The organism is Cohnella yongneupensis (assembly GCF_042655785.1).
Classification (GTDB): Bacteria; Bacillota; Bacilli; order Paenibacillales; family Paenibacillaceae; genus Cohnella; species Cohnella yongneupensis.
Map to the genome: position 1 here is coordinate 1 of NZ_JBHSNC010000032.1, position 18459 is coordinate 18459.

At 51.4% G+C, this 18459-nt stretch carries 11 protein-coding genes; 8 read left to right on the forward strand and 3 right to left on the reverse strand.

What is annotated here, in order from left to right:
• Positions 1 to 166: 166 nt before the first annotated feature.
• Positions 167 to 841 (forward strand): cupin domain-containing protein, encoded by a 675-nt coding sequence (locus ACFPQ4_RS10765; protein WP_378111857.1) that lies wholly within the window; start codon positions 167 to 169, stop codon positions 839 to 841.
• A gap of 151 nt (positions 842 to 992) precedes the next feature.
• On the opposite strand, the gene ACFPQ4_RS10770 is transcribed toward ACFPQ4_RS10765, so the two are convergent.
• From ACFPQ4_RS10770 to ACFPQ4_RS10780, 3 genes are all read right to left on the reverse strand, one after another.
• On the reverse strand, positions 993 to 2204 hold the full coding sequence (locus ACFPQ4_RS10770; RefSeq protein WP_378111858.1) for a GntR family transcriptional regulator: 1212 nt from the start codon (positions 2202 to 2204) through the stop codon (positions 993 to 995).
• A 73-nt stretch (positions 2205 to 2277) separates the two neighbouring features.
• Entirely contained in the window at positions 2278 to 4278 is a 2001-nt protein-coding gene (locus tag ACFPQ4_RS10775) for a hypothetical protein (RefSeq protein WP_378111859.1), read from the reverse strand.
• 18 nt (positions 4279 to 4296) lie between these two features.
• Complete coding sequence (locus ACFPQ4_RS10780; protein ID WP_378111861.1) at positions 4297 to 6309, reverse strand: glutaminase family protein; 2013 nt, start codon at positions 6307 to 6309, stop codon at positions 4297 to 4299.
• Between the two features lie 241 nt (positions 6310 to 6550).
• Between ACFPQ4_RS10780 and ACFPQ4_RS10785 the strand changes: the two genes are divergently transcribed.
• From ACFPQ4_RS10785 to ACFPQ4_RS10815, 7 genes are all read left to right on the forward strand, one after another.
• Entirely contained in the window at positions 6551 to 7498 is a 948-nt protein-coding gene (locus tag ACFPQ4_RS10785) for a carbohydrate ABC transporter permease (RefSeq protein ID WP_378111862.1), read from the forward strand.
• 3 nt (positions 7499 to 7501) lie between these two features.
• Positions 7502 to 8428: a carbohydrate ABC transporter permease gene (locus ACFPQ4_RS10790; RefSeq protein WP_378111864.1), complete on the forward strand. Its 927-nt coding sequence runs from the start codon at positions 7502 to 7504 to the stop codon at positions 8426 to 8428.
• A 104-nt stretch (positions 8429 to 8532) separates the two neighbouring features.
• The gene (locus tag ACFPQ4_RS10795; RefSeq protein ID WP_378111865.1) at positions 8533 to 9984 is read left to right on the forward strand and encodes an extracellular solute-binding protein; all 1452 of its coding nucleotides are present in this window, start codon (positions 8533 to 8535) and stop codon (positions 9982 to 9984) included.
• Positions 9985 to 10068: 84 nt separating this feature from the next.
• A complete protein-coding gene (locus ACFPQ4_RS10800) occupies positions 10069 to 13074 on the forward strand; it encodes an alpha-mannosidase (RefSeq protein WP_378111866.1) in 3006 nt (1001 codons plus the stop codon).
• A 27-nt stretch (positions 13075 to 13101) separates the two neighbouring features.
• Complete coding sequence (locus ACFPQ4_RS10805) at positions 13102 to 15285, forward strand: hypothetical protein (protein WP_378111867.1); 2184 nt, start codon at positions 13102 to 13104, stop codon at positions 15283 to 15285.
• 11 nt (positions 15286 to 15296) lie between these two features.
• Positions 15297 to 16568, forward strand: a complete 1272-nt coding sequence (locus tag ACFPQ4_RS10810; RefSeq protein WP_378111868.1) for a glycoside hydrolase family 125 protein — start codon at positions 15297 to 15299, stop codon at positions 16566 to 16568.
• A gap of 29 nt (positions 16569 to 16597) precedes the next feature.
• The gene (locus ACFPQ4_RS10815; protein WP_378111869.1) at positions 16598 to 18409 is read left to right on the forward strand and encodes an ABC transporter ATP-binding protein; all 1812 of its coding nucleotides are present in this window, start codon (positions 16598 to 16600) and stop codon (positions 18407 to 18409) included.
• Positions 18410 to 18459 lie beyond the last annotated feature (50 nt).

An 18459-nucleotide genomic window follows, 5' to 3' on the forward strand; every position in this document is an offset into this window, starting at 1 on the left:
CGTATGCGGACCCGCATGTACGGTGGTGTGAGAGGTCAGGGGCTTGCCGCCCCTATCTACTCGATTTTAGGATGCTGTGGGCGGGGAAGTTGATTTAAGAGCCATGATTTCGCGCCGGCGGGAATACGCTTTGTAAAGATGAATCCACAATCGGGAGGTAAGGCAAATGGCTGTGTCCTATATGGATTTCACCTCTCCAAGCGTGCAATATTTTTTCGATCTAAGTAAGAATCGGTCGTTCACGAAAGACGGGAGAAATTACATTAACGCCCTCGGAATCGACCAGCTGAACACGCTCGGCAACGTATCGCTGCTCGATATTTACATGTCACGTGGGAATGTGGTCGAGCCGCATATTCATCAGAACGCATCGGAGCTGGTCTATTGCATTGCCGGCGGGGAAATCGTCTCTATTCTGAATCCGTTCACGAAGACCGTGCTGAACTTTAAAATCGCTCCCGGCCAGGTCGCCAACATTCCTCAGGGTTGGTTCCACTGGGAGCTGGCGACGGAGGACAATACGCATCTGCTTGCGATCTTCGATGCGCCCGTTCCCGAATTTATCGCCGTGTCCGATTTCCTCAGGTTAGCCCCGAGAAACATGCTCGCGCACACGTATTGCCTCGATGAAGCGCTCATCGCGCAAGCGCTCGCGCCGATTAAGAGTACGACGACGATCGGTCCGCCGGTAGACTGCGTACCTAAGCCGCAGCAACGGCATGTGGATGCCGGGCAAGCCCAGCATCCACATGCCGTATATCCCGGATACGCCGCGCCTTCTTCGCCCGAAAGCCGGACATCGGATTACCCCGGTATCGGGAACGGCTTTAATCGGCGATAAAGTTGTTCCGCGTAAGTTCAATCGGCCACCCTTCGGGGCGGTCGATTGTTTTATTGGTACGAATTGCGCTCCTGCCTAAAACAAAAAGAACCGCACAACGGTGAGGTTCTTCGATCTTTTATGGGAGGCGCGCCAGATACGGTTCGCATGTTTATTTAGACGGATGGAACGTTCCTGTTGACGAACGAACGACGATTTCAGGCTGAAGTACAACTTTGCTATACTTGACCGGATTATCCTTGTTCTTCAGCAGATTCATGAGGATGGCGGTCGCTTCCCTGCCCATTCTAGATTCCGATTGAGAAATATGGGTGAAAGAACCAAATTCATCATAACCGGATGAAGGGTCGTCGAAGGTCAAGATTGAGATATCTTCAGGAACCTTAAGTCCGATTTGTTTGGCTACATTGGAAATATACACTCCAAGTCTGGCATTGAGGGTAACATATGCGCTCGCCATCCGGTTGAAGATGAACCGGTATAAGGGATGGTCCTCTCTAATGGTGGAATAGTCCACCTTGAAATCGGTCAGGATCATCGCCGAGTTGATCATCGCTCCCTGTTCTTTCATCGCTTCAAAATAGCCGTTGATTCGATCGCTAACCGTGATCGTCGGTAGCGGCGTATCCGAGCAAATGGCAATATCCCGGTGCCCTAACTCCCATAGGTAGTTCACGGCCAACCTGGCGCCGTTCAAGCCGTCGGTGTAGACAAAATTGGTGTCAACGCCCGCCAGATAGCGGTCAATGAGCACGAAAGGATAATTAGACATCTTGAGGGCCAGTATCTCTTCATTATACATCTCTGCATCGCAAGGGAAGATAAGAAGCCCGGACGTTTCATTAGCCAAACATTCTCTGATCAGATTTTTTTCGGTTTCAATCGAGTTATTGCTGATGGCGATGAACAAGGAATACCCCTCGTTGATCAATACTTCATTGATGCCGGATATAAGACGAAGCGCAAAATAGTCTTCGATCGTCGGGATAATGAGGCAGACCGTCTTCCTCTTCTCACCCTCGTGCTGCCTAGCGGGCAAGTCGTCGGCATACAAGCTTTTGGTCGGCAAATAATCCGTTTGCATACGCTCATCCTGCTGATAGGGCAGGGCCGTATCGGACTTAATGACCCGTGCGTCGACCAATTTGTTCACAAAGCTGCCCCTGCCGGGAATGCGGTAGATCCATCCCTCTTTGGCGAGCTGCACCAATGCATTGGCCACCGTAATCCGGCTGACGCCGAATTGCTCCATCAGTTCCTTCTCTGAAGGGATTTTATCGTTCGGTCTCAGCAACTGTGTAGTTATCCGTTCTTTGAAATAATCCTGAATTTGGATATAAAGCGGTTGCCGATCATTATTCATCGCTGATTTCTCCTAAATATCGAGTATTACTGTAGAAATAATATATCATTTATAGCTTTTAGTCAACTGGTATTCATTTTCGAGAATCGATCGACAGATGATTGGATTCGCGTACCAATTGAAAATAGACGTCCGGTCGAACAATGGAGATGTCCTTGTTGTCTTTAAAGTAATGGTACGCGTTAACGAAATTCTGATAAGAGACGGACCAAGGTTGAGCCTGAATACCAATGAAGAGGGGCGACTTATGATCCCATTTCTTCATGGCGGACTCTACATACGTTGTAAGATCCGACTCGGACGACCCGTACCCTTTTTGGAGTTCTTGACCGGGCATAGAGTCCTTGTATACCGTAATCACTCCCGTATTGCCTTGGGAAGTAAATCCGAGCAAGGAGGGCGCATGCTCGGCGATGCTCTTGCCTACATTCGGATTTGTAGTCCCAACGACGGTATTCCAGACGGTAAGCACCCTCATTCCGGAGCGCGACATGTAATCGTTCGTCCGCGAGAAGAAGAGATCCAGTCCCTTCTGATCCGTCCACATGTTCGGATACGTATATCCCATTCCGGATGGTCCTGAGATCAGAGCGTCGTTATCCGTAGCGGTTCTGTTGAGATAATCCAGGACGCCGGGCATGGCGTCTACCATCAAGGGGGATACCGTCCAGCCGATCGGAATTTCTCCCCTGTTCGGAGTTTCCCAAAACCTAGGAAGGGAGCCTTCGACATACTGCAGATTGTCGCCGTCGCTCACAATGTAAGTCACATAAACCTTGTTCTCCAACCGCGGTTTGACGGGAGTTTTCGGGGGCGTGATTTTCCGGGACGTTCCGCTCAGCACGGACAGGTTGGACGAGAAATCGGCCGCTACCGTCGCCAGTCCGAATTCGGAGGTTTTGGTCACGCCGGTTCCTTCATCTGGCCACCAGCCAAGATAAAGACCGGTTCCATACGGCATATCCGCCATGAATTTGTTCAGGATCGCCTCTTCCTCGGGGACGGCCGGGTTCAGCCAAACGACCGACGCCTGAATCCCCATGGCATACTCTCGTAAATTGGTTTTTAAATCCGGGGTGAGTCCAACCAAAACCCGATGCGTAGTCTTGGGCCAGTACGAGTCATAGAGATAATTATAGACGTCGAGTTTCGACTTGAATTTCCCGCGCAAATCTTCAAGTATAGGCAAATTGTACGGACTGGAAGTCAGCTGTTCTAGCAAGGAAGGGGCGGCAACGATAGCATTCTTTAACCCGGCAATAGTCGTCGCCAAATTGTAGGTGTCCGGAACTTCCGGGTCGTAGACGACAATTCCATTGACTTCCGAGAGGTACTTATCCATCAACTGCCAGTTATTCTTGATTCGCGTGTAAGATAAACCGAGGGCGTCAAGCCAGTAGGTGCCCGATTTGTCCTGGTCGTAGATGCGCGGTTCGGTGTGGTTGACGACCCCTCTTAAGGATTCAAACATGGCGACTTCATCAGCTCTCCTTGGAGATTGGAACGACACGTCGTAAAGCTTCATCGAGGATTTCCCTGTCCAAAAAACCCGTAGTTCGAGCGGGTGCGTGGAATCGGGCGCGGTGAGCGGAACTTCAAAAGTTTGGGAGGCATTCTCCTGCGTAAAGTCCCAGTTGGACACCTCCAACGATCCCAGTATCGTGTCCGTCTTTTGATCCCTGATCTCTAGCTTGGCGACAATCCCATTCTTATCGGAAAACTTATCCACACTTAGATTAAATGCGGCTTTGGTATCGCCGGTCGGCACTTCGGTGATGTCCTTGACATCTAGTATCAGCTCTTCGGCTTTATCGGTACCGACAACGGCGAGCCAGCCGTCTCCATCGGCTTTGCCGGTCGTCTGTCCGTTCTGCGGATCTTCTCCTTCATAGATTAGCTTGCTGTTCAGGCTGACCAGGTCGAGCAGATCGGCAGGGGGCGGAAACGAAGGAAGCGCTTGTTTCTGAGGCCAACGTATCCCTTCCTTCTTATCCGGCCTAAGCCATAGGGCCGCGACGGCAATAATAACAATGATTAGACCAAGTCCAACGATGAGCCCGATTTTCTTCTTCACTTATTTTCCTCCTGTTTTCTAGCCTTTTACCCATTCTTTTTTGAGGATTTGGATAAAAAATCCGCCGACCACGCTGCGATGCTGAAAGTTTATCCAGCGGGCGTTAAGGGTGTCGCACCAATCCGTCAGCGGCTTTCGGTCGGGCGTTTCATTCGCATAGAACCACAGCGGTTCGATCAGAGACTTGAAGTCTTCTTCACGTTCAGCCAGCGATGCCGCCCAGATGAGCCAATCTGCCTTTGTGTAATGTTCTCTGCTATCTAACGGGACGCCATAGCGGTCTTGTTGTTGCAAATACCATGCCACTTCTTTCCGTGCCACTTCCTCGGGGAAGATGTCGGCTCGGAAAAGCTGATCCCAGACTAGATTGTATTTCAAGCTCCAGGAGCCTTCGGATCCGAACGCAAGCTGATAATGGTCGCCTTCCTTGGCGAGCTTGATCCACTCTCCTGCCATCTCCCGAGCTAGTGACCGGAAGTGGCGTTCCTGCTCCTTGTCTCCGCGCATCCCGCAGAGGATGCCATAGCTTGCGATGCCCATAATCGCCTTAATAGAAAGGTTCGCATTGTGAGCAAGATGACCGGCGAAATCGTCCGTACAAAGCTGATTCTCGGGATCCAGTCCATGCTTCAATAAATAATTAACCCACTTCGTAAGGACGTCCCAATGCTCCTCGGCAAAAGCAGTCGACTGTTCGGCTTTGCACACGGCGGCCATCATAATCAACATATTGCCGCACTCCTCGATCGGCATTTGACCAGCTTCGCTCTCCATCCCGTACACTTGGCCGTTTGCCAGCGGATATTGCCCGATATCATGAGGAGCGAATTCAAACTTCCATAAGTCGCTGGCGGCAAATTTGAAAATCGGACGCATCATGCCTCTGACTAGCTCCGGTGCAAATAAAAGAAATAACGGCATCGAGGGGTAGCTGACGTCGACGGTGGCGACACAGCCGTTGCTGAAGCACTCTTTGGAGAGGAACAACAGATTGCCTTCTTTATCCTCAACGAGCTTATGCGCCGCGATTGCTTGGCGATAGACTAAGTCCAGCAGATCCGCATAGCTCTTGCCTCCCGCCTGCTCTCCTTTCTCCCTGATCATCCGGTCGAACGCATCGCAGCGCTCCATAATGGACGGATATTCGAGGAAGGCGGCTGCAATCATGGCCGAAGCGCTCGTTCCGCTCCGCGTCCAAAGCCCCTTTAGACGGTTGCCGAAATACTCAATCGAAACTTTGTCGTTATATGCGAGTACATAGAGCTTAGATATTTCTTTGCCGCTGACGGGAAGTTCACCGCAATTCCACACAAACGCCATCATAGGCGTTTGATCTCTAACCGCACGCGGCTCGCTCGCAGACTCGCTCAGATTTGCCGTTCCCTGACGAACGAAATCCATCCGATTACCCACAAGACCAAATCCGCTGTCAACGGATTCGCCGCTCTCCGTTGCCAGATAGAAGTCTCCCCAATCGATCCGGATATCGTCTCCGGATCTGGAAAGCGGATTCTGGACTGCATTTTGGAATTGAAGCAGCGTATAAACTCTTTCAGATTCCGTTTTGCCCACAACCTCTTGATCACTGGTATCGACGCACCACTCGCCGGTAACGTCCAGATAGACTTGCACTTCATGTGCTTTGCCGTCAAGGGAGGAGACCGACAACTTCAAATAGCTGGCCGGGCGAGATAATAGCTCAAAATCGTCTAACAACAATGGACTTGTGAAATGCGCTTTCAGACAAACGCCTTCTGCTTCAAAAACATACACCGTGCTTAATGCAGTTACGTGCAACGAGGTTTGATGCATGGGCTCCGGTTCGGTGAAATACCCTTCCGCATTCGGTTCAACCTTGCCGATAAACCTCAACGTCTTGCCGTCAATGCGAATCAACCCGGTTAAGGCATTCCGTCGGCCGGTCCAGTGTCTCGTAAAGTCATCCGTAAGGCGATCGGCTGTAGACCATACGCTGAAATAGGGATCGATGGTGATCAATGGAACGGCAGGTGGACGAAGCGTAGACTTCATTGTTTATCATCCTTTCGATTTTTAAATCATTCTATATACAAATATGATATATTCATTATTATTAACAGTCAATAAATGCGATATGAATATGGAGAACTTGTTGAAGGTGGTGATTGACAAAAGTATAGGTTTATCTAGGGATAACAGGCTGTTCTTGTTATTTATTCTGAGAGGTTGTTGACTGACATATTAATATTATATATATTAGATATTGCAAACAAGGTGATTGGAGGGGGAAAGGATGGCACAATCTGTACCACTGCAACAAACAAAATTTAAGCGCTTTCTTGTGCGCCATCGGGATGCGCTGATGGCAACCGTCATTTTGGGGCCAATGCTGTCATGGTGGATGGTTGTCAGCGGATTTCCGACCCTATTCGGTTTCGGACTAGGATTCTTCGATTGGGTAGGCATCCAGGCGCATCCGAAGTTCACGGGGTTCGACAATTTTATCCGCTTTTTCAAAGATCCAATGTATTACGAAGCACTATGGCGATCTATCTGGTTGGGGGCGCTGGTAGCGGTAACGACCCTTTTGGCTGGATTTGGCGCTGCTCTTTTGATGAATATGCCTATCTTCGGCAAAGGAATCTATCGTTCGATCTGGTATATTCCGGCGGTAACTTCTACCGTTGCAACCACTCAGATTTTCAATTTCTTTCTTGACCCTACGAACGGCGTCATCAACAACTTCCTGAAATCAATCGGTCATGACCCGATTATTTGGCAATTTTCCGTCCCTTGGAGCGTGTTCTGGATCGTCGTATATTCGGTCTGGAAAGGCGTTGGCGGAGCCGCCCTTATTTGGTTGGCCGGCCTGCAATCTGTTGATGCCACCTTGTACGAAGCCGCGGAAATTGACGGTGCCGGCAAGTGGGGCAAGTTGAAGTACGTGACGATCCCGGGATTGAAGCCGATCGCAACCTTTATTGTGATAACGAGTCTGATCGGAGCTATTCAAATATACGAGCAGGTCATGTTTATTACAGGAGGCGGACCTTACGGCAAAACGGAGGTTCTGGTGTTCCGGATTTACCGTGATGCTTTCTGGGACTTTAACCTCGGCATGGCAGGTGCGTCGTCTCTAGTGATGGCTGCCATCGTCTTCATCGCAACGTCGCTTTACTATCGTAAATCGATGCGTGAAGACCGGAGCAATACGATTCCAATAAAGAAGAGGGGGAAATAGATCGTGACAACTGCATCCGTCTCGGTGAAACGTCCCCGTAAATTTAATATCAGCAAGTTGTTTGCGCATGTTGTGCTCGCAGGTTGCGGGTTCCTGTTGCTTTACCCCTTGATCTTCATGGTGATGAGCGGGTTCTTTACGAAAGATGAGTTTACCGGCAGAGTTCTTGGCTTTTTTCCGATTCCGAATGAGCCGACGCTTTTTAACTATAAGATCCTTGTGTTCGGCTCGACGGATTCATCTATCCAGATCTATTTGAGAAACTCCGTTATTCGTACCGTCTACAATACTTTTTTTGCGGTATTAACTTCTTTTCTTGGCGGTTACGCGTTCGCGAGGTTGCGATTTAAGGGCCGCGATGCCCTGTTCCTTGGAATGCTCGCGACGCAAATGATTCCGACGACGATCGCGCTTATTCCTACTTACCTGCAGCTGGCGCGTTGGCCATATGCGGGCGGAAACGACATCTTCACCGGCGGTTCGGGGCTTCTGGATACTTGGTGGGTGTACTTCTTGGGCGGACCGGCAATCAATATCATGGGAACGTTTCTGGTCAAACAATCGTTGGAGAAGGTGCCGATTGAACTGGACGAAGCCGCCAAAGTGGACGGCGCAGGTACATTTCGAATTATTTTTCAGATTATGTTCCCGTTGCAGCTCCCGATTATGGCTTATATCGCCATTACGACGGCGCTCGGTACTTGGAACGATTTCGTAACCCCGTTCTTCTATACGAATAGCGATCATATGCAAACGTTGCCGTCTGCTATTACCAAGCTATCTTCGGCAGCCTTAGGGCCTTTCGGTACGCCTAACTACCCGCTCATCATCACCCTTGGTCTTGGCACGACGCTTCCTGCCTTGCTGATTTTCTTCTTCTTCCAGAAATACATCGTACAGGGTTTGGCGAACACAGGAGTTAAAGGTTAAAAATTCAACATGAAATGACATATATAAAACATATTGAATAGAACAATAATATGTGATATGTTTTATTTGAAAGCGCATACCAAAAAATCTTTGGAGGGGTACAAATGAAAAAACGTACGATAGTTGTCGGCATGGCATTGGCTCTTGTCTCGGCGAGCCTTGCTGCTTGCGGCAACAACAATTCCAATGCAAACGAAAGCTCCAGTCCGGCGTCGTCGCAGCCTGCGAGCACGGAAAGCGCAAGCACGCCGGCACCAGCATCCTCGGAGACACCCGCGGAGCCAGTATTGATCACAGCTCTTACCGAAGGCGCAACGGGTATCGGAGTGGGCAAGCTTGAAGATTTGCTTAAATCCAAGGAAAAAGAACTGAAGGACAAGGGAGCAGACACTGCTTATACTCCCGGGAATGCATTTAATAACGATACTTTCACTTTGCGGTATCAAACCTTCATGTATAACAAACTGAATGAAAAAGGAATCAACGTTGAAATGCAAGACTGGGGATGGGGCGAAGCGCTCATCCAGAAGCAAACCGCAGGGTTCCTTGCTAAAAATATGCCGGATATCATCGTTGGGGAAACCCAAATGCCTGGCTTCGCTCAACAAGGTTTGCTTGAGCCGTTCCCTGACGATCTCGCCAACGACATTCGCCAGAATGTAGCGGATGCCGCATGGAAACCAATGGAGTTTGACGGCAAGATCTATGGCTTGGCCGCTCAACCTGGCGTAAGCAGCCTGTTCTGGAATAAGGATCTGGTTAAGAAAGCGGGCCTTGATCCGGAGAAAGCACCGACAACTTGGGCGGAGCTGCTCGAAAATAGCCAAAAAGTAACCGCTGCTGGCAATGACCAATTTTATGGCGGCGGCGTTTATGCCGGAGCAAACTTTGGCGGATACCTCCGCTACGGCGCACTTATGATGATTAACGGCGGTGGCTTCGCGGATAACGGTCAACCGGCCTTCAACACGGCGCAAAACGTCGAGACGGTATCCTTGCTTCGCGAGCTGAACGCCGAGCATCCAGCAGGACTTATGGTGAATACGAGCGAAGGCGCTTATTTCGATGCTTGGTACAAAGGTCAGCTTGCCTATCTGATCGATGGTCCATGGGCTGCCCAACAATCGAAGAATAAGAACATTGATGTCGGCATGGCTCCAATTCCGCTGTCTCCAAATGGTAAACCGGGGGATATCACCATCGGCGCTGCCTTTACTTCCGTACCGAAGGATTCCAAGAACAAGGGAGCGGCATTTGAATATATCCGCGCAATGTATAGCGACGAGATTCAACAACTTATAGCTGACTCCAATGTCCGTTCTCCTGTTCTTAAGAAGATTGCTGAATCGGATGATTATAAAGCGAAGCACCCAGATCTATATACGCACTACCTCGCAATGAGCGGTAACGTACAAGGCCTTCCTACTTTTGCTAAGGACAGCTCGAAAGTATGGCAATTGTTCGGAGACGCCGTTGTTAAGTCGCTAATGACGAAAGGCGACATTCAAGCGATTTTGGATGATGCTCAGCAGAAGGCGGAAGCAATCACGAAATAACATTGAGAACCGAAGAGAAAGCAGAGAGCGGAATTTCCGATCTCTGCTTTCCAGATTATTTTGCGGTTAAATGGGGGAGTTTGAATGCCATACGAGGCTAAGAAGATCATGTTGGACAAGGCAAAATCAGCGCTCTCCCGCTTGCTCGATGCGATCTATGAACCGATCGGGGAACTTACGGTTCATGCCTGGGTAACCAAGGAGCCGGTTCCTTACGCAGAGCGGACGAACGGAACGCCGACCGGTACATTGCGAGTCGGGGACAAATGGGCGGAATTATGGGACTGCGCATGGTTTCGTTTTGAAGGGAAAGTGCCTGCGGCAGCCAAGGGGAAGAAAGTCGTCCTGCTATTGGACATTCACGGTGAAATGTTAGTCGTCGATAAGAACGGGATCCCTTACCGAGGACTTACGACCAAGAATTCAACATTTGATTTGACCCTGGGTTTGCCTGGGAAACGGGTAGTGGAAGTCAGCGCTTGCGCGGAAGGCGGGGAAACCGTCGATCTATGGGCCGATGGAGCCTGCAACGATTTATTCGGCAATTTTAAAGACGGAACGATCAAGGAAGCGAATATTGCGATCTGTAATGAGAATTACAGACATTTATATTTTGATTGGGAAGTGTTGTCCGAGCTTGCGGAGCAATTGCCGGATACGAGCGCGCGCAAGTCGCAAGTCGTGCAAACTTTGTACGAGGCATCGCTCGTTATTGCCGAGATTAATCCGGAAACCGCCGGCAAGGCATCGGATATGCTGAAGCGGGAGCTAGAGCGCAAAGGCGGAGACCCGGCGCTGGAAGTGAGCGCGATCGGGCATGCTCACATCGACCTCGCCTGGTTGTGGCCGATCCGCGAGACCGTACGTAAAGGGGCTCGAACGTTCGCCACGGCGCTGCGCAATATGGAGGAATATCCGGATTACGTGTTCGGAGCCAGCCAGCCGCAGCTTTATCAATGGATGAAAGATCAATATCCGGAGCTGTACGAGCAAGTCAAGGAACGGATCAAAGAAGGCCGCTGGGAAGCGCAGGGCGCCATGTGGGTGGAGCCGGATACGAACGTCTCCGGCGGAGAAGCCTTGATCCGGCAAATTTTATACGGCAAGCGATTCTTTCAGCAGGAATTCGGCAAGGAAATGAAAGTTCTCTGGCTGCCGGACGTTTTCGGCTATAGCGGAAGCCTTCCGCAGTTGCTGAAGAAATCCGGCGTGGATTATATGATGACGCAGAAGCTGTCGTGGAGCGCGTATAACGCCCACCCGCATCACAGCTTCTTCTGGGAGGGAATTGACGGAACACGGGTGCTAACTCATCTGCCTCCCGAAGATACCTACAACAGTCCCGCGGCGCCTAGGTCGTTGGTCAAGATCGAGAGCAGCTACCTAGATCGCAACGTCTCCGGACATGCGCTTATGCTATTCGGTATCGGTGACGGCGGCGGAGGTCCGGGCGAAGAGCATTTGGAGCGTCTTGCGCGCGAGAAGAACTTGTCCGGTCTTCCTCAAGTCGTTCAGGAAAGCTCCCTTGCTTTCTTCCATAAGCTTGAGCGGGAAGCGGATCGGTTCCAGACCTACAAGGGCGAGCTGTATCTGGAGAAGCACCAGGGTACGCTGACCACGCAAGGGCGGAATAAATGGTACAACCGTAAGCTGGAAAAAGGGCTGCGGGAGCTCGAATATGTATCTTCCCTGCTTTGGGCGCTGGATGGAGTCCCTTATCCAGCCGACAAGCTGGAGCAGATTTGGAAAGAAGTTTTGCTCTATCAATTTCACGATATTTTGCCGGGCTCTTCGATTACGAGAGTCTATGATGAATCGTTGGAGCGGTACGCTGTTCTCTATGAAGAAGTCTCCGCATTGACCAAGGAAGCATATGAGCGTCTTGCAGGCCTTTCGGGTTGGAACGGAGAAGCGGCGGTATTCAATTCGCTGCCTTGGGAGCGGGATGCCTGGATCAAGCAGGGTGAAGATTGGCATAAAGTCGCCGTCCCGGCGATGAGCGGTCTCTCCGTGAAAGAGGCAATCCGGGAAACGTCGGTCGCTGGAATGTCGGCTAGCGAACGGGAGTTGGAGAACGACGCGTTAGTCGCTCGCTTTAACGCAGAGGGGCATCTTGTGTCCTTGTATGATAAAAAGCACCGACGGGAAGCCGTCTATCCGGGTGAGGCTGCTAACGTATTCACGATCTATCATGACGACGGCGATGCATGGGATTTCCCGCAAGATTTCCGAGATCGATTGGCCGGTACGATGAAACTGGCTAAGAATGAGGCTTATGTAGAGGGACCTCATGCGGTTTTGGAGCAGACTTATCAGTACGGGGAATCCTCGCTGAAACAGAAGATCGTATTGACGGCAGGAGAGAATGTTCTTCGGTTTGAAACCGAGGCGGAATGGAAGGAATCCGGCAAAATGCTGCGGGTCGCGTTCCCTGTGAACGTTTTTTCCGATGAAGTCAATTGCGATATTCAGTTCGGGTTCGTCAAGCGGCCGACCACCCGCAATACGATGATAGAGTTCGCGAAGGACGAAATTTGCGCTCATCACTATATTGATCTTTCCCAGTACGATTACGGCGTGGCTCTGCTTAATGACAGCAAATACGGACACAGCGTCCGGGGGCGCGTCATCGATCTGAATCTGTTGCGAAGCCCGCCTTATCCCGATCCGCTGGCAGACCGCGCGCGCCACTCGTTCACCTATGCACTCTATCCGCACGAAGGTAATCTGATAGATGCAGGCGTCACTCGCAAAGGCTACGAGCTGAACGTTCCGCTTACGTTGACGGAAGGACGAACGGACAGAGTCGGCAGTCACAAGCCGGTGCAATTGATCGCAATCGATAATCAGCGGGTCATGCTCGAAACTGTGAAAAAGGCGGAAGATAGCGATCGCTTGATCTTCCGGCTCTTTGAAACGGCAGGAACTCATGCTCGGACCAAGATTTCCTTCGGTCTCCCCTGCGCATCTATCGAAGAGGCGAACCTCATGGAAGAGCCGATTGGGCTGCTTCGGGAAAAGGCTTCCGAAGTGGAATTGGAATTCGCGCCGTTCGAAATCAAGACTCTTATCGTGGCGATCACCAAATAGCGTCAAACAGAGAGGAGTTGCCGACTTATGAAGAGCAATCGGGAGCGGGAACGGACCGGCTTTCAGGAAGGTGGCGGTTACGGAGAAAGGTATGACCTTCAGACGGACTTCGTGATGGTCTACGGAATCGGTCCTTCCATGCCGGAGCGGATCCGGCAGTGGGCGGATCGGGGCTACCAGGTGCACTTGATGACGGGGGTGTCCTGGGGCGGTTATCAGGATTACCTGAATGGGCAGTTTGACGGCCGCTCTCATTGGGACGAGGCGCAAACCTATCAAAGCGGGGAAACGGTCATCCACGGCACGTCGGAGGATATTCCATATATGGTGCCGACCGTTGCCTATTCGAATTATTTAATTCAACGGATTCGGCCAGCGGTGGATGCCGGGGTGGAAGCCATCCACCTGGAGGAGCCTGAATTTTGGGTGGAAGCCGGCTATTCGGAAGCGTTCAAGCGAGAGTGGCGAAATTATTATAACGAGCCGTGGATGGATCCGGACGGATCGGTGGATGCCCAATACCGCGCATCCAAACTGAAGGCGTATTTGTATACCCGCTGTCTGGACCGTCTCTGCTCGGCGCTAAAGGAGTATTCTCTGGTTAGGTACGGTCGGCCGCTGCGGTTTTATGTGCCGACCCACAGCCTGATCAACTACTCGCAGTGGCGGATTATCAGCCCGGAGTCCCGGCTTCTCGACATCCCTACTATTAACGGATACATCGCGCAAATCTGGACGGGTACATCCCGTACGGCCAACGTTTACGAGGGTGTTCGAGCGGAGCGGACATTCGAAACCGCTTTTCTCGAATACGGCATCATGCAAGAGCTTGTCCGCGGCACGGATCGCCGGATGTGGTTCCTGCATGACCCGATCGAAGACGATCCCAAGCGTACCTGGAGCGATTACCGAAAAAATTATTTCAAGACGCTGATCGCGTCGCTGCTACATCCGGGAGTGGCGAGCTATGAGGTCTCTCCGTGGCCGCGGCGGGTGTTCGAAGGACAATATCCTTCCGAAGACCGAAGCGGCAAGGAAGGAATTCCTGCGGATTATGCCACCACCCTGCTTACGATCATGCACACGCTGGAAAATATGGATCAGCCCGATGTCGAGCTGCTAGGAAACGGCGCCAGAGTCGGCGTGCTGCTGGCAGATTCGTCTATGTTTCAGCGTAAATCGCCGGGGGTTGAAACCGCCGGATTCATGATGAAGTACGACGGCACGAACGAGGTAGAATTGTCAGACGAATATGCAATCAAGCTGCTCAATTTTTCGTCTTTTTACGGTTTGACGTTGCCTCTAATCAAGCATGGACTTTCCGTCCGTCCAGTGCAGCTGGACAATATCAGGCGCTTCTCGGGCTATCTGGACGATTATCAAGTGCTGATTCTAAGCTACGAATTCATGAAACCGGAATATCCGGATATTCACAATGCGCTAGCTCAATGGGTCAGGGACGGCGGAGCCTTGATCTATGTCGGCGATGACAGCGATCCATACCATGCGGTCAGAGAATGGTGGAATCAGGGGAAGCGGAAATATCGGACGCCGCGTGAGCATCTGTTCGAAAGTTTGGGGTTGGACGCACAAATGCCCGAAGGCGCGGCTTCGGTCGGCAATGGCGTACTCGTCTATATGGCGGTTCACCCCGAGCTGTTAGCCGAAAGCAAAGCCGGAGCCGAGAGGCTTCGCAGCGCGGTCCGGCAGGGGATGGATAGCCTGAACGATCCGCAATTGCGGTGGGAGGATACGAATTATTTCATGATCCGCAGAGGGCCGTACGTCATTGCCGCGGTGATGCAGGAAGCGGTTCATTCCGGACCGCTGAAGCTAGAGGGTCGCTATGTGGATATTTTGGATCCGCAATTGACCATCCGGACCGAGGTCTGCGTTCGTCCGGATGAGCAGGCGTTCCTATTTGATTTGGATTACCGTGCCCGTGAATCCAACGATTGCGAGATTATCGCCAGTTCTTCAAGAATCGAGAGTTTCGCGGAAGAGCGGGATTTTGTTCGGTTCACGGTTCTGGGACCGAGCGGAGTTCGAGCGGCGGCGCGAATCCGCTGTGCGGCCAAGCCGAAGGATATCACGCTGCGTGCGGGCGACCAAGAGACGGATATTCCTTATCAATGGGATGAATTGTCCGGTACGCTCCTGATCCGTTATGAGCATCATCCGGAAGGCGCGCATCTTCAAATTCATAAATAGGGGCCGGAATTATGCAACTGCCTACAAGCGTGCAGCGTTGGCTAGAAAATGCGGAAAGTAAATTGAAAGACCAGCCCAAACTGCTCGAATTGTTCAAAAATTGTTATGTCAACACGCTGCAAACCACGGTGCGAATGTCCGAAGACGGCACGGCCTTTGTCATTACCGGCGACATTCCCGCCATGTGGTTGCGGGATTCCAGCGCCCAGGTGAAGCAGTATTTGCCTTTGGCCGCGCAAGACGTAGAGCTTCAGCGAATTTTGGAAGGACTGATTGCTCGGCAGTTCAAATGCATTCTGATGGATCCGTACGCCAACGCCTTCAATGAGCGGGCCGAAGCCGGCATCTGGGGCGAGGATGAAACGGAGCGGAATCCGTGGGTGTGGGAACGCAAATACGAGCTGGATTCCTTATGCTATCCTCTTGAGCTGATTTATAAGTATTGGAAGGAAACGGGGAAGGAAAGCGTCTTTACCTACGATTTTCAATGCGCGGTACGGATGATTGTTCGGCTGATTGCCACGGAGCAGCGCCATGAAGAAGCTTCGCCGTACCATTTCCAGCGGGTTAACGGTCATACATCGGACACCTTGACGAATAACGGCAAAGGCACCCCTGTCGCCTATACTGGCATGAGTTGGAGCGGCTTCCGTCCGAGCGACGATGCGTGCCGCTTCGGGTACCTCATCCCTTCGAATATGTTCGCGGTCGTGGTGCTCGGGTATGTACAGGAAATCGCGGTGACGGTGCTGAAAGACGAAGGTCTGGCCCGCATGGCCCGGACGCTTCGGCATGAGATCGACAACGGTATTCAAACCTATGGGATCGTGGACCATCCGGTATACGGAAGAATGTACGCTTACGAGACGGACGGCAGAGGAAATTATAACCTGATGGATGACGCGAACGTGCCGAGCCTGCTGTCGATTCCTTATCTCGGCTACGCAAGCTCGGATGATCCTGTTTATCAGAACACCCGCCAATTTATCCTGAGCAAGGACAATCCGTATTTCTACCGGGGAACTAAGGCCGAAGGCATCGGAAGCCCTCATACGCCGCCTGGACATATTTGGCCGATTGCGCTGACGATGCAAGCTCTGACTAGCCGGGATGAACGCGAGATTGGGCGCCTTCTCGATACGCTGATTGCGACGGATGCCGGAACCGGCTACATGCACGAAGGTTTCCATGTCGATGATCCGACACGGTTTTCCCGTCCATGGTTCGCTTGGGCGAACAGTTTGTTCTCCGAATTGGTTAACCGGCAGTACATCGTTAGGTAGAGACTTGATGGATTGAGAGTGAGGAAGGAATGGATAACCGACCGGATACGCGGCTTCTCCCGAACTTTGAAAAGCTCTTTATAGAAGACCGGATAGGTCATGGCCGGCATTTATTTACGCTGCTTCGGTTATTTAGAGGCATGTACGGCGGCTTGTTCGTGTCGCTGTTGTTTTTTATTCTCAAGCATTCGCCTATTTGGCTAATCCCGATCATAACGGGAGACATGATCAACGTAGTCAGTAATCCCGATAACATTAATATTAATAGGATATGGATAGACCTTGCCATCATATCCGTCGTCATTGCGCAGAACGTACCGACACAATTGTTGCATACAAGCTATTTAAGCCGTTCGAGTCGACAGGTTGAGGCGGGGCTGCGGGGGACGCTTGTAAGGAAGCTGCAACATTTATCGATATCCTACCATAGCGAGCTTCGCTCAGGAAAACTTCAGTCGAAGGTGCTTAGAGACGTAGAAGCGATCGAGACGCTGGCTAAACAGATGATGTATGTCTTTATACCGGCGCTGTTGAACGTTATTGTCGCCTTCTCCGTGACAGCGGTTAATAACCCTCTGGTTGCTCTGTTTTTTGTGCTTATTATTCCCGTCGGCGCTCTGATGATCTTTGGGTTTCGTAAAAACATTCAGCGTAAAAACCGCGAGTTCCGCAAGCAAATCGAAGAGATATCGGGACAAATCACGGAAACCGTGGAGATGATTCCGCTAACCCGTGCGCATGGGCTGGACAAAGTGGAAATCGAAAAGACGGATTCGACGTTGATGGATTTGCGAGGGAAGGGCTATCGTCTGGACGTGGCCGAAGCGCTGTTCGGATCTTCGGGATGGGTTATGTTCACATTGTTCCAGATGGGCGCCCTTGCGTTCTGTTGTTGGCTGGCTGCCCAAGGCAAGATGACCGTCGGCGACATCGTCATGTATCAAGGCTTTTTCGGTACGCTTCTGGGGTCGGTCAATCAGCTCATTAACGTTTACCCGCAGTTTGCCAAAGGGTTCGAGTCGATGCAATCCGTATCGGAAATTTTGCAATCGACCGATGTCGAGGAATATCAGGGGACAATACCGGTCATGCACGTACAGGGCGGGTTTAGCTTCGAACGCATGCACTTTAAGTATCGGGATACCGATCAGCACGTTCTCAGTGATTTTAATTTGGATATTCGACCTGGCGAGTGCGTGGCGTTCGTAGGAGAGTCCGGAGCCGGCAAATCGACGGTGTTGAATATGCTCATCGGCTATTACAAGCCGACTAGGGGAAGGCTTCTGGTCGACGGCGTACCAATGGACCAAATCGACCTCAAGTCCTATCGGAAACATTTGGCGGTCGTACCTCAAAATACGGTGCTGTTTCACGGGTCAATCCGAGATAACATCACGTACGGATTAACCGACGTCTCGGAAGAGAAGCTGTTGGAAGTCATCCGCATGACGCAGCTTCAGGAAGTTGTCGCCTCGTTGCCGGATGGCCTGGATACGAAAATCGGCGAGCATGGCGGGAAGCTATCCGGCGGTCAAAGGCAGCGGATCGCGATCGCAAGAGCATTGATCAGGGATCCTAGCGTAGTACTGTTGGACGAAGCGACGTCCGCGCTGGACAACATATCCGAGTATCAAGTGCAGCAGGCCATGCGGCTATTGGTCAAGGGGCGAACGACTTTTATTGTCGCGCACCGGCTGTCGACCATTCGCGATGCCGACCGAATCGTGGTCATGAACAAGGGACGAATCGTCGAATCGGGGACTTTTGCGGAGCTGATGGAGCTGCAAGGAGCGTTTTACAAGCTGCAGCAAATGCAGATGGAATATGCGGGCATATCTTAATGAGGGATCAAAAAGAACTGTGCGCAATAAAGTGCCCATCACGGGCGGCG

Coding starts and splice junctions, on each gene's coding strand:
- ACFPQ4_RS10765 (WP_378111857.1), top strand. CDS start 167: ATGGCTGTGTCCTATATGGATTTCACCTCTCCAAGCGTGCAATATTTT.
- ACFPQ4_RS10770 (WP_378111858.1), bottom strand. CDS start 2,204: ATGAATAATGATCGGCAACCGCTTTATATCCAAATTCAGGATTATTTC.
- ACFPQ4_RS10780 (WP_378111861.1), bottom strand. CDS start 6,309: ATGAAGTCTACGCTTCGTCCACCTGCCGTTCCATTGATCACCATCGAT.
- ACFPQ4_RS10785 (WP_378111862.1), top strand. CDS start 6,551: ATGGCACAATCTGTACCACTGCAACAAACAAAATTTAAGCGCTTTCTT.
- ACFPQ4_RS10795 (WP_378111865.1), top strand. CDS start 8,533: ATGAAAAAACGTACGATAGTTGTCGGCATGGCATTGGCTCTTGTCTCG.
- ACFPQ4_RS10800 (WP_378111866.1), top strand. CDS start 10,069: ATGCCATACGAGGCTAAGAAGATCATGTTGGACAAGGCAAAATCAGCG.
- ACFPQ4_RS10805 (WP_378111867.1), top strand. CDS start 13,102: ATGAAGAGCAATCGGGAGCGGGAACGGACCGGCTTTCAGGAAGGTGGC.
- ACFPQ4_RS10810 (WP_378111868.1), top strand. CDS start 15,297: ATGCAACTGCCTACAAGCGTGCAGCGTTGGCTAGAAAATGCGGAAAGT.
- ACFPQ4_RS10815 (WP_378111869.1), top strand. CDS start 16,598: ATGGATAACCGACCGGATACGCGGCTTCTCCCGAACTTTGAAAAGCTC.